Annotated in this window: 19 protein-coding genes and 1 pseudogene; 8 read left to right on the forward strand and 12 right to left on the reverse strand. The window is 73.9% G+C overall.

Translation table 11 applies throughout. The features are described from left to right. The first annotated feature begins 44 nt into the window (after window positions 1-44). The gene (locus IH54_RS0120190; RefSeq protein ID WP_031518633.1) at window positions 45-1,058 is read left to right on the forward strand and encodes a DMT family transporter; all 1,014 of its coding nucleotides are present in this window, start codon (window positions 45-47) and stop codon (window positions 1,056-1,058) included. Here IH54_RS0120190 and IH54_RS0120195 read toward each other — a convergent pair. Continuing rightward, a complete protein-coding gene (locus IH54_RS0120195; protein WP_031518635.1) occupies window positions 1,049-2,386 on the reverse strand; it encodes an aminotransferase class I/II-fold pyridoxal phosphate-dependent enzyme in 1,338 nt (445 codons plus the stop codon). The two genes, IH54_RS0120190 and IH54_RS0120195, sit on opposite strands and share 10 nt — an antisense overlap. A 35-nt stretch (window positions 2,387-2,421) precedes the next feature. Between IH54_RS0120195 and IH54_RS0120200 the strand changes: the two genes are divergently transcribed. Continuing rightward, window positions 2,422-3,126, forward strand: coding sequence for a pyridoxamine 5'-phosphate oxidase family protein (locus IH54_RS0120200; protein WP_052397668.1), 705 nt, complete (start codon window positions 2,422-2,424; stop codon window positions 3,124-3,126). Here the strand turns inward: IH54_RS0120200 and IH54_RS0120205 are convergent. The 5 genes from IH54_RS0120205 to IH54_RS40010 form a co-directional block, all read right to left on the reverse strand. Then, window positions 3,038-4,108, reverse strand: a complete 1,071-nt coding sequence (locus tag IH54_RS0120205; protein ID WP_063762335.1) for a DMT family transporter — start codon at window positions 4,106-4,108, stop codon at window positions 3,038-3,040. The two genes, IH54_RS0120200 and IH54_RS0120205, sit on opposite strands and share 89 nt — an antisense overlap. A gap of 585 nt (window positions 4,109-4,693) precedes the next feature. Next, the gene (locus IH54_RS0120210; protein ID WP_052397669.1) at window positions 4,694-5,674 is read right to left on the reverse strand and encodes an EamA family transporter; all 981 of its coding nucleotides are present in this window, start codon (window positions 5,672-5,674) and stop codon (window positions 4,694-4,696) included. 12 nt (window positions 5,675-5,686) lie between these two features. Then, window positions 5,687-6,502, reverse strand: a complete 816-nt coding sequence (locus tag IH54_RS48115; protein ID WP_159011963.1) for a hypothetical protein — start codon at window positions 6,500-6,502, stop codon at window positions 5,687-5,689. 108 nt (window positions 6,503-6,610) lie between these two features. Next, entirely contained in the window at window positions 6,611-7,393 is a 783-nt protein-coding gene (locus tag IH54_RS0120220) for a pyridoxine/pyridoxamine 5'-phosphate oxidase (RefSeq protein ID WP_078862376.1), read from the reverse strand. 138 nt (window positions 7,394-7,531) lie between these two features. Further along, window positions 7,532-9,790 (reverse strand): glycoside hydrolase family 3 N-terminal domain-containing protein, encoded by a 2,259-nt coding sequence (locus IH54_RS40010; protein WP_052397670.1) that lies wholly within the window; start codon window positions 9,788-9,790, stop codon window positions 7,532-7,534. A 250-nt stretch (window positions 9,791-10,040) separates the two neighbouring features. On the opposite strand from IH54_RS40010, the gene IH54_RS0120230 reads away from it, so the two are divergent. Further along, window positions 10,041-11,060 (forward strand): LacI family DNA-binding transcriptional regulator, encoded by a 1,020-nt coding sequence (locus tag IH54_RS0120230; RefSeq protein ID WP_052397671.1) that lies wholly within the window; start codon window positions 10,041-10,043, stop codon window positions 11,058-11,060. Window positions 11,061-11,217: 157 nt separating this feature from the next. Here IH54_RS0120230 and IH54_RS41805 read toward each other — a convergent pair. Further along, a pseudogene (locus IH54_RS41805) lies at window positions 11,218-11,811 on the reverse strand (helix-turn-helix transcriptional regulator); the annotation flags it as partial. A 153-nt stretch (window positions 11,812-11,964) separates the two neighbouring features. Here IH54_RS41805 and IH54_RS0120240 point away from each other — a divergent pair. Together IH54_RS0120240 and IH54_RS0120245 are read left to right on the forward strand one after the other, a co-directional pair. Further along, window positions 11,965-12,390 carry a helix-turn-helix transcriptional regulator gene (locus IH54_RS0120240; RefSeq protein WP_043181609.1) on the forward strand — a complete coding sequence of 142 codons (426 nt, stop codon included), beginning with the start codon at window positions 11,965-11,967 and terminating at the stop codon, window positions 12,388-12,390. Window positions 12,391-12,395: 5 nt separating this feature from the next. Beyond that, a complete protein-coding gene (locus IH54_RS0120245; protein WP_031518657.1) occupies window positions 12,396-12,809 on the forward strand; it encodes a VOC family protein in 414 nt (137 codons plus the stop codon). Here the strand turns inward: IH54_RS0120245 and IH54_RS0120250 are convergent. Both IH54_RS0120250 and IH54_RS0120255 read right to left on the reverse strand, forming a co-directional pair. After that, the gene (locus IH54_RS0120250; RefSeq protein ID WP_052397672.1) at window positions 12,790-13,593 is read right to left on the reverse strand and encodes a helix-turn-helix transcriptional regulator; all 804 of its coding nucleotides are present in this window, start codon (window positions 13,591-13,593) and stop codon (window positions 12,790-12,792) included. The two genes, IH54_RS0120245 and IH54_RS0120250, sit on opposite strands and share 20 nt — an antisense overlap. A 101-nt stretch (window positions 13,594-13,694) precedes the next feature. After that, on the reverse strand, window positions 13,695-14,810 hold the full coding sequence (locus IH54_RS0120255) for a class I SAM-dependent methyltransferase (RefSeq protein WP_078862378.1): 1,116 nt from the start codon (window positions 14,808-14,810) through the stop codon (window positions 13,695-13,697). Between the two features lie 142 nt (window positions 14,811-14,952). Between IH54_RS0120255 and IH54_RS0120260 the strand changes: the two genes are divergently transcribed. Next, window positions 14,953-15,144, forward strand: a complete 192-nt coding sequence (locus tag IH54_RS0120260; RefSeq protein ID WP_031518663.1) for a DUF1059 domain-containing protein — start codon at window positions 14,953-14,955, stop codon at window positions 15,142-15,144. A 28-nt stretch (window positions 15,145-15,172) separates the two neighbouring features. Here IH54_RS0120260 and IH54_RS0120265 read toward each other — a convergent pair whose 3' ends face one another. After that, complete coding sequence (locus IH54_RS0120265; RefSeq protein ID WP_031518665.1) at window positions 15,173-15,970, reverse strand: CPBP family intramembrane glutamic endopeptidase; 798 nt, start codon at window positions 15,968-15,970, stop codon at window positions 15,173-15,175. Between the two features lie 82 nt (window positions 15,971-16,052). Continuing rightward, on the reverse strand, window positions 16,053-17,543 hold the full coding sequence (locus tag IH54_RS0120270) for a glutamate--cysteine ligase (protein ID WP_031518668.1): 1,491 nt from the start codon (window positions 17,541-17,543) through the stop codon (window positions 16,053-16,055). Between the two features lie 472 nt (window positions 17,544-18,015). Between IH54_RS0120270 and IH54_RS0120275 the strand changes: the two genes are divergently transcribed. Then, window positions 18,016-18,603, forward strand: coding sequence for a hypothetical protein (locus IH54_RS0120275; RefSeq protein ID WP_031518670.1), 588 nt, complete (start codon window positions 18,016-18,018; stop codon window positions 18,601-18,603). A 276-nt stretch (window positions 18,604-18,879) separates the two neighbouring features. Continuing rightward, window positions 18,880-19,086 carry a DUF5999 family protein gene (locus tag IH54_RS0120280; RefSeq protein WP_031518672.1) on the forward strand — a complete coding sequence of 69 codons (207 nt, stop codon included), beginning with the start codon at window positions 18,880-18,882 and terminating at the stop codon, window positions 19,084-19,086. 110 nt (window positions 19,087-19,196) lie between these two features. Here IH54_RS0120280 and gcvP read toward each other — a convergent pair whose 3' ends face one another. Next, window positions 19,197-22,091 carry an aminomethyl-transferring glycine dehydrogenase gene (gcvP, locus tag IH54_RS0120285; protein ID WP_031518675.1) on the reverse strand — a complete coding sequence of 965 codons (2,895 nt, stop codon included), beginning with the start codon at window positions 22,089-22,091 and terminating at the stop codon, window positions 19,197-19,199. Window positions 22,092-22,211 lie beyond the last annotated feature (120 nt).

Genomic DNA, 22,211 nt, shown 5'->3' on the forward strand with positions numbered 1-22,211 from the left:
AATACTTGCTTGTTCTACGAGATCGGGCCCGTCATCGTGATGTCATGACCGCACCCGCCCAGAGCCGCCCCGCCGCTGTCCCGACCGACCCGGGCCCTTCCGCAGCCGCCTCCGCCACGCCCGTCGTCCCCACCCCTCCGGGCGCTCCGGCCCGCCGGCCGCTGCTGGACTGGCGGCTGCGCTTCGCCGCGCTCGGCCTGGTGTGGGGCTTCAGCTTCCTTTTCATGAAGGTCGGCAACGAGGCCTTCGCGCCGCTCCAGGTGACGCTGGGGCGGATGGTGTTCGGTACGGCGGTGCTCGCCGCCGCGGTGGCCGTCCGGCGCGACCGGCTGCCGCGCTCGCCGCGCGTCTGGCTGCACCTGTTCGTGGCCGCCTTCCTGCTCAACTCGCTGCCGTTCACGCTCTTCGCCACCGCGGAGCAGACGATCCCCTCGATGCTGGCCGGGATATGCAACGCGGCGACACCGCTGTTCTCGATGCTGGTGTCGCTGGTCGCGCTCTCCGAGGACCGGCCGTCGCGCGAGCGCTTCGCCGGCGTGGGCGTCGGCTTCATCGGGGTGCTCACGGTGCTCGGCGCCTGGCAGGGTTTCTCCGGGCAGGATCCGAAGGGCACGCTGATGGCGCTGACCGCGGCGGTCAGCTACGCGGTGGGCTGGGCGTACGTCCGGCGGACCCTGACCGGCACCGGCGGCTCGCACCTGGCGGTGTCCGCGAGCCAGCTGCTGGTCGGCACGCTGCAGCTGCTCGTCGTCACGCCGTTCTTCACCTCCGTGCCGGACAGCTGGCCGGCGAAGTCGGTGCTGTCGGTGCTCGCACTCGGCGCGCTCGGCACGGGCGTGGCCTTCCTGATCCAGTACGGCCTGGTCGCCGAGAAGGGCCCGACGATCGGGGCGATGGTGACGTATCTGATCCCCATCGTCGCGACCGCCGCGGGCGTGCTGCTGCTCGGCGAGACGCTGCACTGGAACGAGCCGGTCGGCGCGGCCGTCATCCTGGCCGGGGCCGCCCTCACCCAGCGCCGCCCCCGCCGGCAGCGGCCCGACCGCCCTCAGCCGTAGCGGACCTGGCCGGCCGCGGGGCCGCGCAGCACCGCCGCGACGGCGTCGGCCAGCGGTTCGACGTCTTCCGGTGCCATCGTCGAGACGGTCAGCCGGACCGCGGGCACCGAGCGCACCCGGAAGCGGGCGCCGGGCGTGACGGCCCAGCCGTGCTGGAGCAGCCCGGCCACCGCGCCGGTCTCGTCGCTGACCGGGACCCAGACGTTCATCCCGCTGCGCCCGTGGGCGGCCACCCCGCGCTCGGCCAGGGCCCGCACCAGCCCGTCGCGCCGCCGCCCGTACGAGGCGGCGACCGCTGCGGAGTCGACGGCGCCGTCCTGCCAGAGGTGGACGACCGTGCGCTGGAGCAGGTGGCTCACCCAGCCCGCGCCGAGCCGGTGCCTGCCGCGGACCCGGTCGACGGTGGTGGGGTCGCCGGTGTAGAGCGCGAGCCGCAGGTCGGGGCCGTACGCCTTGGCGACGGAGCGGATCAGCGCCCAGTGGTCGGTGACGCCCGACAGGCTGTGCAACGGCAGGTCGACGGCGCCGTGGATGTGGTCGTCGTCGATCACCAGCACCTCGCGGTGCCCGGCCAGCAGGGCGCGCAGCTCGGCGGCCCGGGCGGCGGAGACTGCGGCGCCGGTGGGATTCTGCCCGCGGGCGGTCACGATCAGGGCGCGGGCGCCGCCCCGCAGCGCGCGGGCCACGTCGGCGGTGACCGGCCCGTCGTCGTCCACCGCGACCGGCACCGTCCGCAGGCCCAGCGCCGGGACCAGGTCCAGCAGGCTGCCCCAGCCCGGGTCCTCGACGGCCACCGCGTCACCCGGGCGCAAATACGCCGTGAGCACCCGCTCCATCGCGTCGAGCGACCCGGAGCTGAGGCCCACCGGCCCGTCGGGCACCCCGTCGGCGTCCAGCGCCGCGCGGGCCATCCGCTCCAGGTCGGCGTCCACGGGCGGGCCGCCGTAGAGCGCCGGGCGCAGCGCGTGCTCGGCGGCGGCCGCGGCGAGCGCGTCACCGAGCGGCGGGAGCAGGGCGACGTCCGGATTTCCCTTGGACACGTCGCGGACGCCCGCGGGCACCTCGATACGGATCTGGTCGCGCGGCGTGGTCGCGGGCCGCGCGCGCACCCGGCTGCCGCGGCGGCCTGCGGTCTCGATGACCCCGCGGTCGCGCAGCAGCCGGTAGGCGGCAGCCACCGTATTGGAGTTGACCCCCAGCTCGGCGGCCAGCTCCCGCAGCGGCGGCAGGGCGTCGCCGGGGCGCAGCGCCCCGCCGCCGACCGCCCGCTCGATGTCGGCGGCGATACCCGATGCGCCGCGACCAGTGATTCTGTACTCTCCTAGCACAAAGCTCATTATGCACTAGTGCAAAGGATCGCGCCATGCCGACCCCGACGGCCGACACCCCCGCCGGCGAGCCCGCCGAGCAGCTCGGCACGTACGCCGCCACCGACCGCACCGTCCCCACCCGCTCCCGGGAGCGGGCCGCCTACGACCGCGCGACCGTGCACGCGATCCTCGACGAGGGGTACGTCTGCCATCTCGGCTTCGTCAGGGACGGCGCGCCCGTGGTGCTACCGACGCTGTACGCCCGCAGCGGCGAGCGGCTGTACGTGCACGGGTCGACCGGCTCCCGCCCGCTGCGGGGCGCGGCCGGCGGCGGCCTCCCGGTGTGCCTCACCGTGACGCACGTGGACGGCCTGGTGCTCGCCAAGTCCGCCTTCCACCACTCCGTCAACTACCGCTCGGTGGTGGTGCACGGCACCGCGTACGAGGTCACCGACCCGGACGAGCGGGCCGCCGCGCTGGACGCGATCGTGGACCAGGCGGTGCCCGGCCGGTCCGCGGACACCCGGCGGCCGAACGCGAAGGAACTGGCGGCGACCGCGGTGATACGCCTCGACCTCGGCGAGGTCTCGGCGAAGACGCGCACCGGCGGGCCCAACGAGGAGCCCGAGGACATCGGGCTCCCCCACTGGTCGGGCGTGGTCCCGGTCGCTACGGCGTACGGCGCCCCCGAACCGGCGCGGCTGCCGGGCCGGGCGACGCCGCCGCTGCCGGACTATCTGCCACCGGTGCGGCACTGACCGCCGCTCCCCCGGCCACCGGTGCCGCCTGCCGCGGCAGGCGGCGCGCGGTGCGCGCCTCGTCCCCCGCCAGCGCGGCGACCGCGCCCAGCAGGCACAGCCCGCCCAGCACGGTCGCCCCGGTCAGCCGCTCGCCGAGCAGCGTGACGGCGAGGACCGTCGCCGACAGCGGCTCGATGAGCGCGATCACCGACACCGTCGCGGCGCGCAGCACCGCGGCGCCCGCGAAGTACAGCCCGTACGCGAGCGCGGTCGGCACCGAGTCGAGGTAGCCGAGCAGCAGCAGGGTGCGGCCGAGGTGCGCCGCGTGCGGCAGCGGGCCCTCGGCCCAGGCCGCCGGGAGCAGCAGGACGGCGCACAGCCCGAACGCCCACATCGACGTGTCGAACGGGTCGCCCGCCTCGCCCCGGCGGCCCCACCAGCGGGTCAGCACGGTGATCGCCGCATAGCCCGCGGCGGACAGCACCGCGAGCGCGATGCCCGCGGGGCGTGCGGAGGTGCCACCGCCGTCGCCCAGCACCAGCACGGCGAGCCCGCCGAGGGCGCCCGCCACGGCCAGGGCGCCGCCGCGGCCCAGCCGCTCGCCCATCGCCAGCCGCGCAGCCAGCGCGATCAGCACCGGGCCCGAGCCGAGCGTCACGACGGTCGCGACCGCCAGGCCCGTGGAGCGCACCGCGCAGAAGTACGCGGCCTGGAAGACCGTCAGCCCGGCGCCGATGAGCAGCACCCGGCGCACCTCCCGGGCCCGCGGCCCCGCCGCCCCGCCCCGCGCCGGACGGCGCACCAGCCGGATCCCGAGCAGCAGCACGAAGCCGCCGGCGGCGCGCCAGAACGTGAGGGCCAGCGGCCCGAGCCCGCTGCGGCCGTACAGCGCGACCGCAACGGCGCCGGCCGTACCCCAGCCGGTGGCGGCGACGACGACATAGATCAGGCCCCGGGTGGCCGGGGCGGAGGCATGCCTCAAGAAGTGCCTGAAGGACACGGATTTCTCCCGCGAAAGGGTGGGTGGTCGGATCACTCGTCCCTGCGTGCGGGCAGCACCGACCGCCCCGGCGCTCGCGCCGGACCGCGTCTACGTCGTCCTCAGACCCCTTCGCTGCCCGCGATTACGCCGCGGGCGGCGGGAGAACAGTCTTGTGCATGCGGCCACCTTAGCGTCCGCGGACTGCGCCCCGGGCTGCCCCGTGAGGTGCTTTGCGCGATCTTCCGCGGATGGGGGCCGTCGCGCAGTTCTCCCCCGGAGTTTCGCCGGGGAGGCTCCCACGCACCCCGCAAGAACGCTCGCCCGCACCCGAAGGTCCCGCCCCCGCGGGGAGGGCGTCCGTCCGGGCTCGCGCATGCCGCGCAGCGGGCACGTCAGGGGCGCGTGGGGGCACCGCCCAGGCGGAGCCGGGGGAGAACTGCGCGGCCGGCAACGACGGCGAGAAGATCGCGCGAAACGCCTCCGGGGGGAGCCCGGAGCGTGAAGGGGCGCGGGCAACTGCGCGCGCAGCCACCCACCGGCGGAAGGTCGCGCGGGCCACCGCAGGGGGCGCCCCGGGGCGCCCCCTGCGGGACATGGGAGCGCTCAGCGCGAAAGCTCGGGGGTCGCGGGCCGGGCCGCGGGGGGAGGCGCGGGGGTGTCGACGGGGCCCCCGGCGGGGGGAGCGGCGGACGTCTGGGCCACGAAGGCCCCGGCCAGGACGAGCGCGCCGCCGATGATCTGCGCGGCCCCGAGATGCTCGTCGATGAGCACCCACGCGAGCACCGTGGCGACCACCGCCTCCAGCACGCCGACGACGGCCGCGACCTGCGGGCTGAGCCTGCGGACGGAGGTGACCCCGGCGAGGTAGGCGACCACCGTCGACACCAGCCCGATCCAGCCGACCAGCAGCACCGCCGGGACGTCCCGGTCGCCGAGCGCGGCCTGGTGCCCGAGCACCGACCACCGCATGGTCCAGGGGTGCGCGACGAGCGTGAGGGCGACCGTCCCGACGAGCAGCCCGTGCGCGATCACGGCCACCGGCTCGGGCGCGTCGCTCCCCTCCGTCCCGTGGTCGGCGAGCACGAAGTACGCCACCTGGCAGCACGCGGCCCCGAACGCGTAGAGCAGCCCGAGCGCGTCGAAGGCGAGGCCGGACCAGATCTCGACGACGCACGTCATGCCGCCGGTCGCCAGCACGACGCCGACCGCGGCGGCCCGCGTGACGGGGCGGCGCTGCACGAGCCGGATCCAGCCCAGCAGCAGCGCGGGGCCGAGGAATTCGACGAGTATGGCGACGCCGACGGGTATGCGGGCTATGGCCACGAAGTAGAGGGCCTGGCAGCCGACGATGCCGAGCAGGCCGAACCCGGCGATCAGGCCGGGCCGTTGGCGGGGCAGCGCGCGGAAGCGCAGGGCGACGGGCGCCAGCACCAGCGCGGCGACCACCACCCGCATCCACACCACCTGGAGCGGGTCGAACCCGAGATCGATCAGCGGCTTGGCGGCCACCCCCGACCCGCCGAACGCGCACGCCGACAGCACGGCAAGCCCAAGTCCCCTGCTCCTCACACCGGATCCGCGCATCCGGCCATCATGTCAGCCGTCGACAGGACCGTCATCCTCAAAATCCCTGGCACCGCGCTGTCCCGGAACACCCCCGGACGCCTCGTGCGCCTCGTGCACCTCGTCGGGGTCACAGGGACGGCGTGCGGGTCTGCGCGGCGTCGTGTGCCCCGGCACGCGCGTCCTTCCCCTGCCTTCGGCGGGAGGGGCCCCCGGCGTCCTCGTCGGCCGACGACTCCCCCAGGGGCTCCGCCCTGGGGGCGCCCCCACCGCGTCGCCTCCCTCCGCCGCCGTGCTGCCGGGGGTACGGGGCAGGCGAAGCTCCGGAGGAACACCGGACCCCGGTGCTTCCTCCACGCCGACCCACACGCCACCCCCTCGCCCCGCGGCGCGCAGGACGTCGGCGGCCCGGCAGTCCGGGTCGGCGGTGAGGGCGTGCAGCAGGTCGATGCCGTCGGCCTGCTCCCGGCCGCGGAGCCGGGCCCGTTCGCCGGCGCCGCGGAGGGCAGCCGAGGCGGCGGGGCTCCAGCCGGGGGCGGTCAGGGTGAGGGTGGGTATCTCGCCGGAGTCCTCCACCGAGCCGCGCCAGCGCAGCCCGTAGCCGATGCTGCGCTGGACCAGGTAGCCGAGCACGCGCGCGGACCGGCCGGGCGGCGCGTCGCAGGCGGCGCGGGCGTGCGGGTCGTGCTCCAGCAGGGAGTGCAGCAGGTGGGCGGTGTCGGCCTGCGCGTCGCCGTCCCGGACCGCGCGGCGGCGGGCGTCGGCGAGGACGGCGCGCACCTCGGCCGTGAGGTGGGCGTCGTCCGCGGGACGGGCCGGCTCGTGCCGCGGCCCCTGGTCGCTGTACACGGCACCCATCCCAGCAGACCGCCGGTGCGCGGCGCATCGGCTCAGCGGCCCATTGCCCATCCCTCCGCGGAGGGGGGCGCCCGGCGCACCCTCCTCCCCGGGGATGAGTCATGGCCACAGCAAGGTGCGGGCCCAGCCGCCGTTCCCCGGGCTCTCCCGGGCCTCCCGGGTGTAGCGCAGCCGCTGGTGGCCGCGGGCCGGATCGGCCTGGAAGAACTCGGCCTCGCGGGCGCGCAGCCGGTAGACGGTGTGCCACTCGGGCACCCGGTCCGGTTCCGCGGAGACCAGCGCCTCGGCCGCGAGCCGCTCGCGCGCGTACTCCTCCGGGCTGCCGAGCGGCGCGCTGACGGTGCCGGTGAAGGCGGCGGCGCGGGAGCCAGGGCTGCGGCCGAGGAAGTCCCGCCAGGCGGCCTCGGCGTCGAGCACCGCGACCGTCCCGGCGAGCCGGATCTGCCGGCCGTGCGCGGGCCAGTAGAAGGTCGCGGCGGCGACGGGGTTGGCCGCGAGGTCGCGGCCCTTGCCGCTGCGGGCGTCACCGGCGAAGACGACGGCGCAGTCGGCGGAGTCCACCCCACGCAGCATCAGCACCCGCGCGCTCGGCGTGCCGTCGGGTGCGGCAGTGCTCAGCGTCATGACGTGCGGCTCGGGCAGCCCGTCGGCGAGGGCCGTGTCCAGCCACCCGGCGAGCAGCGGGCCGGGCGCGGTGGGCGCCCGCTCCGGATCGAAGTGCGGCAGCCGCCCGGCGAGCACGGGCGCGGCCCTGATCCGCTCCAGCAGTGCCCGGTCCACCTCCGCCGGCTCTCCCGCCCCGCCGGAGGCGCCGCGCGGACCCGAGCCCGTACCCCCGCCCGAACCCTCCGGAGCGGGCCCCGCCTCCTCGCCGTCGCGCATGTGCCGTCTCCTCCGTCCGCCGGGCACCGTGCCGGGCACACCCAGCCTCGCAGCCGACCCGGGGCCGGGGCACGCGGCACGGCGGGCCGCGCCCGGGGAAAGCCCCGTTCGCGGCCCGCCGGGAGCGGGAGACCGGCCTCAGCGCACGGTCACCGTGGTGCTCACGCCGCCCGCGGTGAAGACGTACGCGCCGGGCGCGACCTGCTGCGGGCCCGAGCCGTCGATGTCGCCCTGGGTCACCGCGAGCCGGTTCGGCGGCACCTTGAGGGTGACCGTCGTGCTCTGGCCCGCCGCGAGGTGGACGCGGGTGAAGGCGACGAGCTTGGCGGGCGGTGCGAGGACGTCGCTCACCGGCTGCGCGACGTACACCGGCACGACGAGGTCGCCCGCGCGGTCGCCGGTGTTGGACACGCCGACCTTGAGGCTGATGGTGTCGCGGGTGCGGGCGGTCGCGGAGCCGGCCTTGAGCGAGTCGAAGGCGTAACTGGTGTAGGACAGGCCCGCGCCGAAGCGGTAGGCCGCGTCGTAGGAGGACTCGGGCCCGGCGTTGGTGCCCGGAAGCTGCTGGTAGTACAGCGGCTCGTTGCCGATGTCCTTGGGCCAGGACGCGCTGAGCCGGCCGCTCGGGTTGACCTTGCCGAACAGCACGTCGGCCACCGCGTGGCCGCCCTCGCTGCCGGGCAGCCAGGACATCAGCAGGCCCTGCGTGCCGTCGGCGTCCCCGAGCACCAGCGGGCGGCCTGCCAGCACGACGGTGACGACCGGCTTGCCGGTCGCCTTCAGGGACTTGACCAGCGCCTGCTGGTCGGCGCTCAGTTCGGGGCGCGGTGAGTCGGCGCTGCCCTCGGCGGCGGCCTTCTCGCCGACCACCACGACGGTCAGGTCGGCGTCCTTCGCCTGCGCCACGGCGTCGTCCGCCGAGGTCGCGCGGACCACCGACGTCCCCGACGGGGCGGCCTGCTCGATGCCTTCCAGGACGGTGGTGCCGGGCAGCGTCACCCCGTCGGGCACGCCCTGCCAGCCCACGGTCCAGCCGCCGGCCTGGTCGTTGATGTCGTCGGCGTAGGAGCCTGCCACCACGATCTTCTTCGCGCCGGACGGGATCGGCAGCACGCCGCCGTCGTTGCGCAGCAGCACCTGCGACTCGTCGGCGGCCTGCCGGGCGAGCGCGGCGTCGGCGCCGATGACGCGCGAGTCGGCCTTCGAGGCGTCCACGTAGGGGTGCTCGAAGAGGCCGAGCCGGAATTTCATGGTGAGGATGCGTGTCACGGACTCGTCGATGCGCTGGACGGAGACCAGGTGTCGCTGGACGGCGGTCCTGAGCGCGTCGGAGAAGCCCTGCGCGTCGTAGGGCTCCATCGCCATGTCCAGGCCGGCGTTGACGGCCTTGGCGACGGCCGCCGGGTAGTCGGCGGCGACGTGGTAGGACGTTTGGAGCGCGCTGACGTCCGCCCAGTCGCTGACCACGACGCCCTTGAAGCCGAACTGCCCGCGCAGCACATCGGTGAGCAGGTAGTGCGAGCCGGTGGCCGGGATACCGTTGATTGCACCGGAGTTGACCATCACCGACATCGCGCCGGCGTCGACGGCCTGCTTGTAGGACGGCAGCAGGGTGTCCTGGAGGTAGCGCAGGGAGACGTCGCCGGGGACGCGGTCGTGGCCGTTGCCCGGTTCGCCGTAGCCCGCGAAGTGCTTGACGGTGGCGGCGACCTTCTTCGCGCCGTCCGCGCCCTGGATGCCGGAGACAGCGGCGGCCGCGAGCGTGCCGGACAGCAGCGGGTCCTCCCCGTACGTCTCGTAGTAGCGGCCCCAGCGCTGGTCGCGGGCGATGTCGGCGACCGGGGCGAAATTCCAGTCGATGCCGGTGGCGGCGACGGCCTTGGCGGTGGCCGCGCCCGCGCCGCCCACGAGGGCCGGGTCCCAGGTGGAGCCGAGGCCGATCTCCTGCGGGAAGATCGTGGCGCCCAGCACGTTGTTGTGGCCGTGCACGGCGTCGACCCCGTAGATGACGGGGATGTGCAGGCGGGTGTTCTCGATCGCGTACTTCTGCACCGCGTTCACCATCGCGGCCCAGTTGGACGGGGTGTTGACCGCCGGTCCCGCGCCGCCGCCCGAAAGGACGGACCCGGCGGCATTGTCGACGAGGACCTTCTTCATGCACGATTCGGTGAAGGCGCCGCCGCTCCATTCGCAGTCGCCCTGCATGCGCACCACGGAGATCTGGTCCATCTGCCCGATCTTCTCGTCGAGCGTCATGCGTTTGAGCAGGTCCTTGACCCGCACGTCGACAGGGGCGTTGGCGTTGGTGTAGGTGGGGTTGTCGCCGGCCTGGGCCGGTACGGAGGCCACCGCCGCCACGCAGGCGGCCGCGGTGGCCAGCGTCAGAAGGGTTCTCATGCGCAGTCGTCGAGCGTTCGTTGGCATCGCAGGCGTCCCGTTCCTGTTGGGGATCCCCGGTGTTTCCAGGGCCGACCGAGCCGTAAACGTTTCCGATCGGCGGGAAGTCTGTCCTCGCGCCGACTGATCGTCAAGACTGTGCGCAGCAGGCTTTTCGCCGGGTTTTCATGTCGTTCTCATATGTCCGTCCCTGTCCCGCCCATCCCGCCCCGCACATCCGTCAATTCCTTTCGCGCAGAACGGGTCCGTCGTGAACATCCGTGAACTCGCCCGCCGCAGCGGGGTGTCGACCGCCACCGTCTCCCGCGCCCTGAACGACAGGGCCGAGGTGAGCGAGGCCACCCGCGCCAAGATCCGCGCGCTCGCGAGCGAGCTGGGCTACGCCCCCAACGAGCCCGCGCGGACCCTCGTACGGCGCCGCTCGGACACCGTCGGCCTGGTGTGGGACAGCGGCCAGGAGGCGATAGGCCTGCACAACCCGTATCTGCTGGGCCTGCTGAGCGCCGTGCGCACCGCACTGTCCGAGGCGGACTACCACCTGATGCTGCTCACCACACCGGCCGACGACGACCAGGAGACCGCGCATCTGCAGGCCGTGCGGCGGCACAACCTGGAGGGCGTGATCGTGCTGACCACCCCGCCGGACGACCGCTGCCTGCGGGTCCTCGCCGACTCGGGGGTGCCCTGCGCCGGCATCGACACCGCCTTCACCGGGCCGCGCACGGTTCGGGTCAGCTCCGACAACGCGGCGGGCGCGGAGGCGGCCGTGCAGCACCTGTACGACCTGGGCCACCGGCGGATCGCCACCGTCACCGGCCCGCTGCACCTGCCCCCGGCCGCCGAACGCCTCGCGGGCTACCGGCGGGCCTGCGCCCGGCTGGGCCTGAGCGTGCCACCGGAGTACGTGACCGAGGGCGACTTCTTCCTGGCCAGCGGGCAGAGCGCGGGCAAGCGGCTGCTGGCGCTGGCGGACCGGCCCACCGCCGTCTTCGCCGCCGGCGACCAGATGGCGATCGGCGCGATGCACGCGGCGGCCGACGAGGGCCTCTCGGTGCCGCGCGACCTGGCGGTGGTCGGCTTCGACGACATCGACGCGGCCTCGCTGGTGCGCCCGGCGCTCAGCACCGTCGCCCAGGACCAGCGCGGCCTGGGCGAGGCGGCGGTCGCGGCGCTGCGCGGGCTGATCGACGCGGCCCCGGTGGAGCCGGCGCAGCCGTGCATCCTCCCGACCCGGCTGGTGGTCCGCGGGTCGAGCCGCCCGGGGGTCTGACCCGGGGCCCGTCCCGCCGCAGAGCAGCGCAGGCCCCCGGGGGACGAACCCCCGGGGGCCTGCGCTCCCCCGTGCCCGACTGCCGGGCGGCGGCTCACGAAGCCGGGCCGGTGTCCTTGCGGAACTTGCCGCCGTCCGTCCCGCCGTCCCTGCCGTCGTCCTCGTCGGCGAGGATGAGGTAGAGCCGCTTGCGGGCCTCGTTGACCACCGTGAGCGCCTTCTCGCGCTGCTCGGGGGTGCCGGCGACCCATACCTGGCGGAAGGCCTCGACCAGACCGCCGCCGGCCTTCCTTATCTCGTTCATGGCCTCCCAGTCGACGCCGCGCCCGGCGTCCTCCCATGGCGCCTCGGGTCCGGCCCCGGCCTCGGTGCGGCCTTCGTCGGTGAGCGTGAAGAGCTTCTTGCCGCCCTCGCTCGTACTGCTGATCAGGCCCTCGTCCTCCAGCAGTTGGAGCGTCGGGTAGACCGAGCCGGGGCTCGGCTTCCACGCGCCGCCGCTGCGGTCGGCGATCTCCTGGATCATCTCGTAGCCGTGCATCGGCCGGTCCTTGAGGAGGGCCAGGATCGACGCCCGTACGTCGCCGCGCCGCGCCCGGCCGCGCGGTCCGCCGCGGCCCCGTCCACCGGGACCCCAGGGCCCGCCGCCGAAGGGCGGTCCGAACGCCCCGAAGGCCGACCTGCGCCCTTCGCGCTCTCCGGGACCGTGCTCGCCGTGCGCGCAGGGTCCGTGTCCGTGGTGATGTCCATGCATAACGCTTTCTCCTATCGTGATCGTTCGCGATGCCTCAACGATATATCGATGACTGTCGTCCGGCAAGCCCTCCCGCCGACCGGCCGGAGCTCTGCCGGTGGCGGGGTCCACGGCGTGCCCGGCGCTGTCAGTGGGGTCGGGCACACTGAAGGCATGGACAGATCGGATCTGGTCCGGCTGCGGCGGGCCCGCGACCGCATGGACCGGGAGTACGCGCAGCCGCTGGACGTCCCGGCGCTGGCGCGCGACGCGCTGATGTCTCCTGGGCACTTCTCGCGCAGCTTCCGCACGGCGTTCGGCGAGACGCCCTACGCCTATCTGATGACGCGCCGTATAGAGCGCGCCAAGGCGCTGCTGCGGCGCGGCGACATGTCCGTGACCGACGTGTGCATGGCCGTGGGCTGCTCGTCGCTCGGCTCGTTCAGCACTCGCTTCACCGAGCTGGTCGGCGAGTCCCCGAGCCTGTACCGGGCGCGCAACCACTCCGAGCTGGCGGCGCTGCCGTCCTGCGTCGCGCGGATCGTCACCCGACCGGTCAGGATCAAAGAAGTGCGGGCAGGTGGCCCTGTCGTAGCGTGATCGGCATGGACATCAAGCTCTCCCACACGTTCCTGGCCGTCGACGACCACGACAAGGCCATCGAGTTCTACCGCGACATGCTCGGCCTTGAAATCCGCAACGAGGTGGGCTACAACAACATGCGCTGGGTCACGATCGGCTCGCCCACCCAGCCCGAGGTCGACATCGTCCTCGAACCCCCGGCCGTGAACCCGAACATGACGCCCTCCGACCGCGAGGCCGTCGCCGACCTCATGGCCAAGGGCGTCTACGGCCGTGTCGTGTTCTGGTCCGACGACGTCGACGCGACGTTCGAGAAGCTCTCGGCGGCGGGCGCGGACGTCGTGCAGGAGCCCACGGACCAGCAGTACGGCGTCCGGGACTGCGCCTTCCGCGACCCGGCGGGCAACGAGGTCCGCTTCAACCAGACCAAGCACTGACCCCCGGCCCGGGCCGGTCCCGGATACCGCTGCGGGCCCCCCGGGGGGGGACGGGCCCGCAGCCCTCCTGCGTTCCCCAGGCATTGGCCGCCTCGACCCGGCCGCACACGCCGAGCTTGGGGTAGGCGTGCTCCAGGTGCTTGTCGACGGTGCGCGGGCTTATGGCCAGCCGGTGGGCGATCTGCTCGTTCGTGAGACCGTGCGCGAGCAGCGTCAGCACCTCCGCCTCCCGGCGGCTGACCAGTGCCCGGGCGGGCGGGGTGCGGTGCAGCCGGCCGAAGCTGCGGCCGAGCCGCGGCCGGAGCAGGGCCGCGACCTCGAGATCGGCGTCGCCGAAGTCGCTGCCGCTTCGGTTGACGGCCACGCACACCCGGCGCCGGACACCGTTCTCGGTCCCCGCCGGGAAGGCCATCGCGAGCTGGTCGTCGGCGCCCACCCGCCGGTAGACGTCCGCGTAGACCGGCAGCGCGTGGTAGTCGGCGCGGCTCTGCATCTGCGAGCGGCACGCCGGGGTGCCCGGGCCGGTCGTGGTGTGGGCCACCAGCGGATCGGCCGGGGCACCCCGGCGGAAGGCCGCGAGCAGCGCGGGTCCGAGCAGACCGTCCGGCAGGGTCAGCGGGGCCGCGGGCCCGGGGTTGGCGGACCACACGATGCTGTCACCGGGAAGCGCGGTGAGGAGCACCGGCAGCAGCGCCGGGACGAGTACGTCCTCGTCGTCCGCGTCGATCAGCAGGTCGACCACGGCGAGCATCCGCCGCAGGCCCGCGGCCCCGACCGCACCCATACATCCAGCCTGAGCAGCGCGGCCGCCCCGGTCAAGGCGCCACCGCCACCGCGCCCGGGGTCACGGGAAGGGAACGGCGGCCACGGGAACAGGCCGACGCGTCAGCGGGTCACCGCGTAGACCCGGTTGACCGGGCTCTCGGCGGCGAGCGTCCAGTGGTGCAGTCCGGCACCGTCCGCGATCCGCCGCATCACGTCCTCGCCCGCATGGTTTCCGAGCGCCTCCGGGCCCGGCTGGGCCAGCGCGGAGGGCAGGCAGACCGCGACCGAGGCCGCGGACATGCCGCGACCGATCGGATGGACGTTCTCCCGCACGTCCGCGGACATGTTCGGCTCGACGAGCAGGCACACGCCGCCGTCGGCGAGGGCGTGCTCGGTCTGCCGCAGCGCGCCGCCCGGATCGCTCATGTCGTGCAGGCAGTCGAAGAAGGTGACCAGGTCGTAGCCCTCGCCGGGGTAGTCCTGCGCGGTCGCCACGTCGAACTCGACCCGGTCGGCGAGCCCGGAGCGCTCGGCCAGCGAGCGGGCCGCCTCGACCGACGGGCCGTGGAAGTCGTAGCCGTGGAAGCGCGAGGCGGGGTAGGCCTCCGCCATGAACACGGTGGAGTGCCCGTAACCGCAGCCGATGTCGGCCACCCGGCCGCCGCGCTGCAGTCGCTCCTCCATGCCGTCCACCGCGCCCAGCCACTCGGGGACCAGGGCCGCGGCGTAGCCGGGCCGGAAGAACTTGGCCGTGCCCTCGAAGAGCGCGGGCCCGTGCTCGCCCCAGCCGACGCCCTCACCGGTGCGGAAGGCCTCCAGCAATGCGTTCTCACTGCCGTACAGCGCCTGGAGCATGGTGAACATGCCCGCGGCGTAGGTCGGCGCGTCGGGGTCGGCGAGGACGGCGGCGCGCTCGTCGGTGAGCAGGTAGCTGCCGCGGTCCGGGTCGTAGTCCAGGTACTCCCCCGCCACCTGCGCGTCCAGCCACTCGCGCAGGTAGCGCTCGTCGAGGCCGGTGCGCGCGGCCAGCTCCGCCGGGGTGAGCGGGCCCGCCCCTGCCATCGCCGTCCAGAGGCCCAGCCGGTCGCCGATCGAGGTGCACAGCCCGGCCATCGCCGCGGCGCCGTCGGCGATCACCCTCTCCAGGAACTCCCTCACGCGTGCTTCCTCGGCCGTCGGCGCGGCAGCTTCGCCCGGTGCGCCCGCCCGGGTGGATGCGGTCGGTGCGGCAGTCATGACACTCGCCTCCTCCTCTCCCAACTGCACCGGAGGATCCACCGGCCGGGCAATACGGTCTTCCCCGTACGGCGGCCGGAGCGGCCGCGGAAGACGGCGGGCCCGTAAACTGGGAAGGGAGAGCACAAGGAGATGATGCGCCATGCGCAAGGTCGCCGACTGCCGTGACTACCCCAGCGAGAGCAACTGCACCCTGACGATCTCCGGTGAGGAGGACGAGGTGCTGCGCGCGGCCGCCGAGCACGCGGTGTCCGTGCACGGTCACACCGACTCGCCCGAATTCCGCGAGCAGCTGCGTTCCGTCCTCAAGGACGAGGTCCCGCAGCACGCCTGATCCTTTCGCGGCGGGGGCTCGGCCCTGCTCAGCCGGTGGGCAGCCAGCCCACCTTGCCGGCCAGCAGCGCGTAACCGACGAAGGCCACCGTGTCGATGAGGGCGTGCGCCGCGACCAGCGGGCCCACCCTGCCCCACCGGCGGTAGAGCAGCACGAAGACCACGCCCATCGCCATGTTCCCGACGAAGCCGCCGATGCCCTGGTAGAGGTGGTACGAGCCGCGCAGCACGGCGCTCGCGGCGAGCGCGGCCATGGGCGTCCAGCCGAGCCGGTCGAGCCTGCGCAGCAGGTAGCCGACCACGATGACCTCCTCCAGCACCGCGTTCTGCACCGCCGACAGCACCAGCACCGGGATCTTCCACCACACGTCGGGCAGCGACTCCGGCACCACCGTGAGGTTGAAGCCGGCCGAGCGGGCGCCGAGGTAGAAGGCCAGTCCGGTGCCGCCGATCCCGGCGGCGACCAGCGCGCCCCGGGCCAGGTCGGGCCGCGGGCGGGTCAGGTCGAAGCCGATCGACCGCATCCCGGCGCGCTCGCGGCCCAGCAGGTGCGCGACCAGGGCGACCGGCGCGAGAGCGGTGGCGATGGAGAAGAGCTGCCAGGCCAGATCGAGCCACGGGCGGTGCGGTGCGTAGGAGCCGACCAGGGTCGCGGCCTGGTCCTTGAGCGCGCCCGGCCTGGTCACCGAGCCGATGAAGTCGATCAGGGCGGACACCCCGCTGGCGCCGAGCGAGAGCGCGAGGACGATGAGCATCTCGCTGCGCAGCGTGCGGTCGGGCAGTTCCGGTTCCGCCGCCTGGTCCGCCGGGCGGGGCTGTGTGTGCATGCGGGTCCTCCAGCGGCGCGGGTGTCTGAAGGACAAGATACGAAGATCGCGGCCTCGAAGCCGACCAGGGGTGGCCGCGTCCTCAGACGGCGGCCCACTCGTGGACCGGCCGGCCCTCCGCCGAGTTCTCCCGGTAGCGGCGGGTCATCCCGGCCAGCGCCGCCATGCGGTCCGGGCCGCGTTCCAGCAGCCGGTGGAAGGACTCGCACTGCCATTCCGCGCCGTTGGTACGCAGCCGGCACCGCTGCTCGATGATGCCGAGGTAGCGGTCCCGGTCGGCGGGTTCGATGCCCCACGCGTCCAGCCCGGCGGCGGCGAGCGGCAGCAGCTCGTCCCGGATCAGCTCGGCGGCCGGGATCTCGGCGAGACCTCCGCCGCGGCCGCGCGGCCAGTGCATGACCGCGCGGATGCCGTCCCTGCAGCCCGCGTCGAAGTTGGCGGCCGCGGCGCCGAAGGGCAGCCGCTGCCACAGCGGGCGCGGCGCGTCGGCCAGCGCGCGCACCAGCCCGTAGTAGAAGGCGGCGTTGGCCAGGACGTCGGCGACGGTGGGTCCCGCGGGCAGCACCCGGTTCTCGACCCGCAGGTGCGGCACGCCGTCGACGACCGCGTAGACCGGGCGGTTCCAGCGGTAGATGGTGCCGTTGTGCAGGGTCAGTTCACGCAGCTGCGGCACTCCTCCCTCGTCCAGCACGCTCAGCGGGTCCTCGTCGTCGCAGATGGGCAGCAGGGCCGGGAAGTAGCGGACGTTCTCGGCGAAGAGGTCGAGCGGTGACTCGATCCAGCGCTCGCCGAACCACGTCAGCGGGCGCACCCCCTGGGCGCGCAACTCCTGCGGGCGGGTGTCGGTGGACTGCTGGAAGAGCAGCGGGCGGGTCTCGCGCCACAGCTCGCGGCCGAAGAGGAAGGGCGAGTTGGCGCCGGCGGCGACCTGCGGGCCGCACACCGCCTGGGCGGCGTTCCACACCGCGGCGAAGCGCCCGGGCGTGACCTGGAGGTGCATCTGGGTGGAGGTGCAGGCCGCCTCGGGGGCGATGGACTGCGAGGCGTGCTCCAGGTGCTCGACGCCGTCGATGTCGAGGGTGATGTCCTCGCCGCGCATGGCCAGGATGCGGTCGTTGAGCAGCGTGAAGCGGTCGGCCCGCGACAGGTTGGCGGTGACCAGGTCGTCGGCCCGGAGAGTGGGCAGAATTCCCACCATGACGATGCGGGCACCGACGTCGGCAGCCATCCGGTCGGCATACGACAGGCCGGTGCGCAGTTCCTCGGCGAGGCGGTCGAAGACCGGCCCGGAAAGCCGGTGCGGGGCAATGTTCACCTCAATGTTGAACTGAGCGAGCTCGGTCTGGAAATCGCGACTCGCGATGCGCTCCAGCACCTCTTCGTTCATCATGCGCGGCAGCCCCGTGGAATCCGCGAGATTCAATTCGATCTCCAGGCCCATGAGATTGCGCGGCCGGTCGAACCGCTGGCCCTCCAGCAGTCGCTCGAGCCCCAGCAGGCACTGCTGGAGCTTGTGCCGGTAACGCCCGCGGTCTGCCGGTTCGAAGCCACTGGCGACGACCTTCTCGCCCATCCGCGATCCCTCCCTCCCGTGGCCGCCGCCCGGCCATCCATCGGAGGATGCCCACCCAAATGATCGAATAACGCCCCGCCGGGCGGGCCGCGCACGCTAGGCTTGCACTAGCGGCGAAGCGCGCACTTTCCGCTGGCACATTCAGTAGCCGGGGGAGGCGCGCAAGCACAGGAAATGACCGACGGGATCCGGCCGTCCGTGGCGCGCAGAAATATGCAGCGCCCTCCCCGTACGCTGCGGGAATGCCACCGACACGTCCGCCGAAGAAGGCGAATTCTCGCCTTGCGCGTAATACTGGCATCAACTAGATGAAACACGGAGCGAACACACGTCGTATAAACTCCGCGAACAAGGCAATGCATCCGCCCTCGCCGGACGTGCCTGAGCAGGTCTCCCGCAGAGCATCGAACCGACCGTGCCGTCCGCGCCCGCCCTCCCCGCACCACGTGTCTCCCAGTGAGAGGCGACAACCATGCCGCTGCTTGTTCCCCCAGCACCTGCCCCAGCCCTGCTGAGCGTGCTCGCCGCGCTCAGTTCGCCCACCGCGGTCCTGGAAGCCAGGACGCCGGCGCTGCGTACCGCAGAAGGGCCGCTGGCCGCCGAACACCCGCTGCCCGTCCATGTCTTCGAGCCGGCAGCCGTTCCCGGAGCACTGCCGCAGGCGCGGCTGACGGGCTGGCGGTTCCATATCAGGGCAGGAGCGCGGGTCGCCGCGGCGGGCGAGACCGTGGTGACCCCGGACGGCTGGGTGTTCTCACGGTTCTCGGAGGGGCCGTTCCTGGTGTCGATCGAGCGGGCGCTGGTCCAGGCCGAGGCGCTGCCGGCGACGTACCAGCCGCATCTGCTGTCGGTGCCGGGCCTCTACATGCTCGCGCTGTGGCTGCACCGGGAGCCGCGGGCCGAGGCGTCCACCGCGCAGCCCGACCCGGAGGACCTGCTGGTGCCGCTGGCGCCCGCGCCACCGGGCATCGCGGCGCACCGGGTGTACCGGATGACGGAGCTGGCGCCGGTACTGAGAGTGCGCCTGGCGCCGCCGCCGCTGGCGGGGTCGCCGGCCTGACGCCGCAGCGTACGGCAGCAAGGGTGCCCCCGGCCGCCAGGCCGGGGGCACCGCCGTGCGGTCACCACTCCCCTGTCGTTGACGCTGGGTGACGGCAACCGCCCGCGCGGGTGACGCGTCTTCTCCGGAGAGCATCGCCTCGGCGAAATCCCTGCGGATTGCCGCCAGGAGGACAACACTGGGAACGGCCTCACGCACACACGGGGGACGGACATGCACCAGGCAGACCGCACGACCGACCGCACCACTGATCACACGCAGCGAAAGACTCCATCCATGTGCCAGCACCAACCGCAGTGCCCTTCCGCCGACGGCCCCGACCGTGAGGCCGCCCTCACCGTGGCCCACCACCCGGAGCAGGGCTGGAGCCTGCTGTGCAACGGTGTGCTCCTCTTCGAGGACACCGGGGAGCTGCTGCCCGACGGGCAGATCATCGCCCCGCACCGCCCGCTCGCCGGCGAGCAGGTCACGACGGCCGCCTGACCGGCGGGGACGCCCCGCCAGCAGGCTCGCCCGACCGCGGACACCCGGCCGGTTCCCCTGTCGCCGAGGGAACCGGCTTTGCCATGTCCGGCCGCGGGTGCCCGTCGGCCTCAGCCGTCGTACGCGTCCAGCGGCGGGCAGGAGCAGACCAGGTTGCGGTCGCCGTAGGCCCCGTCGATGCGGCGTACCGGCGGCCAGTACTTGTCCGCCGCGTGCACGCCCGCCGGGAAGACGGCCTCCTGCCTGCTGTACGGGTGCTCCCAGTCGCCGCCCATCGCGGCCGCGGTGTGCGGGGCGTTGCGCAGCGGGTTGTCGTCCGCGGGCCACCTGCCGTCCGCGACCTTGTCGACCTCGGCGCGGATCGCGATCATCGCGTCGCAGAAGCGTTCCAGCTCCGCGAGATCCTCGCTCTCGGTCGGCTCGATCATCAGCGTGCCGGCGACCGGGAAGGACATGGTCGGCGCGTGGAAGCCGTAGTCGATCAGCCGCTTGGCGATGTCGTCGACGGTGACGCCGGTCTCTTTGGTCAGCGGCCGCAGGTCGACGATGCACTCGTGGGCGACCAGGCCCGCCGGGCCGGTGTAGAGCACGGGGTAGTGCGGCTCCAGGCGCTTGGCGACGTAGTTGGCGCTGAGCACCGCCTGCTGCGTGGCCTCGCGCAGCCCGTCGGCGCCCATCAGCCGCACGTAGGTCCAGGAGATGGGCAGGATGCCGGCCGAGCCCCACGGCGCGGCGCTGATCGGGCCGACGCCGGTGGCGGGGCCGGCGGCCGGCTGGAGCGGGTGGTTGGGCAGGTACGGGGCCAGGTGCGCACGGACAGCGACCGGGCCGACGCCGGGGCCGCCGCCGCCGTGCGGGATGCAGAAGGTCTTGTGCAGGTTCAGGTGCGAGACGTCGGCGCCGAAGCGCCCGGGACGGGCGAGGCCGACGAGCGCGTTGAGGTTCGCGCCGTCCACGTAGACCTGGCCGCCCGCGTCGTGCACGGCGGCGCAGATGTCGGTGATGTTGTCCTCGAAGACGCCGTGCGTGGAGGGGTAGGTGACCATCAGCACCGCCAGCTGCTCGCGGTGCTGCTCGATCTTGGCGCGCAGGTCGGCCACGTCCACGTCGCCGTCCTGGCCGGTCCTGACCACGACGACCTTCATGCCGGCCATGACCGCGCTGGCAGCGTTGGTGCCGTGCGCCGAGGACGGGATGAGGCAGACCGTACGGCCGGTGTCGCCGTTGGCCCGGTGGTAGGCGCGCACCGCGAGCAGCCCGGCCAGCTCGCCCTGCGACCCGGCGTTCGGCTGGAGGCTGACCTTGTCGTAACCGGTGACCTCGGCGAGCTGCTCCTCCAGGCCGCGGATCAGCGCCAGGTAGCCCTCGGCCTGCTCGGCGGGCGCGAAGGGGTGCAGCGCGCCGAACTCCGGCCAGGTGACGGGCTCCATCTCGGTGGTCGCGTTGAGCTTCATCGTGCAGGAGCCAAGCGGGATCATGCCGCGGTCCAGCGCGTAGTCGCGGTCGGCGAGCCGCCGCAGGTAGCGCAGCATGCCGGTCTCACTGCGGTGCAGGTGGAAGACCGGGTGCGTCAGGTACGGCTCGCTGCGTGCCAGCTCGCCGGGCAGCGCCTCCGGGGCGGTGGCGTCCAGTTCCTCGATGTCGGCGGTGCCGCCGAAGACGGCGAGTACGGCGGCCACCTGGGCGCGGGTGGTGGTCTCGTCGCAGGCGATGCCGACCAGGTCGGCGTCGGTCTGCCGCAGGTTGACCCCGGCGTCGCGGGCTGCGGCGACCAGCTCGGCGGCCCGTCCGGGCACGCGCACGGTGAGCGTGTCGAAGTACGCCGCGTGCACGACGTCGACGCCGGCCGCGCGCAGCCCCTCGGCGAGGACGGCCGCGTAGCGGTGCGTGCGGCGGGCGATCCGCTCCAGGCCCTCGGGCCCGTGGTAGACGGCGTACATCCCGGCCATCACGGCGAGCAGCACCTGCGCAGTGCAGATGTTGCTCGTCGCCTTCTCACGGCGGATGTGCTGCTCGCGGGTCTGCAGGGCGAGGCGGTAGGCGGTGTCGCCGTCGGCGTCGACGGACACGCCGACGAGCCGGCCGGGCAGGTTGCGGGCGTAGGACTCGCGCACCGCCATGTATCCGGCGTGCGGGCCGCCGAAGCCCATGGGGACGCCGAAGCGCTGGGTGGTGCCGACCGCGATGTCCGCGCCGAGCGCGCCGGGCGAGGCCAGCACGGTCAGCGCCAGCAGGTCGGCTGCGACGGTCACGACCGCGCCGAGGCCGTGCGCCTGCTCGATGACCGGCCGCAGGTCGCGGACGGCGCCGGAGGCCCCCGGGTACTGGAGCAGGACACCGAAGACACCCCGTTCGGCCACCTCGGCGGGGATGCCGTCACTCAGGTCGGCGACGACCACCTCGACGCCGGTGGGCTCGGCGCGGGTGCCGATGACGGCGGTGGTCTGCGGGAAGGTGTCGGCGTCGACCAGGAAGACGCCCTCCTTGACCTTCCCCACCCGGCGGGACAGCGCCATCGCCTCGGCCGCCGCGGTGCCCTCGTCGAGCAGCGACGCGCCGGAGGTGGGCAGCCCGGTGAGGTCGGCGACCATCGTCTGGAAGTTGATCAGCGCCTCCAGCCGGCCCTGCGAGATCTCCGGCTGGTAGGGGGTGTACGCGGTGTACCAGGCCGGGTTCTCCATGACGTTGCGCAGGATCACCGGCGGGGTGAAGGTGCCGTAGTAGCCCAGGCCGATCATCGGCGCGAGCACCTGGTTGCGGGCGGCCAGCGCGCGCAGCTCGGCCAGCGCCTCGGCCTCGGTGCGGGCGGGCGGCAGCGCGAGGGCCGCGGCGCTCGTGATGGTGTCCGGTACGGCCGCGTCCGTCAGCTCGTCCAGGGAGGTGTAGCCCACCTGGGCGAGCATCTTGGCCTGCGCGGCGGTGTCGGGGCCGATGTGCCGGCGGGCGAAGGGCAGCCCGGCTTCCAGCTCGGCGAGCGGAAGTCGGCGTGCGGTCGGATCAGTCATCTGCGGAGGCCTCCTGGTCTGCGACGACCTTCGGGGGCACCCGGCGCGGGCGCCCGTACGGCCTCCCCCTCTGTCATCAGTACCTGAGAGCTTCGCCTTACCCGCGCGCGGGCAGGCTTT

This window comes from Streptomyces sp. NRRL F-5123 (genome assembly GCF_000721495.1).
Lineage (GTDB): Bacteria > Actinomycetota > Actinomycetes > Streptomycetales > Streptomycetaceae > Actinacidiphila.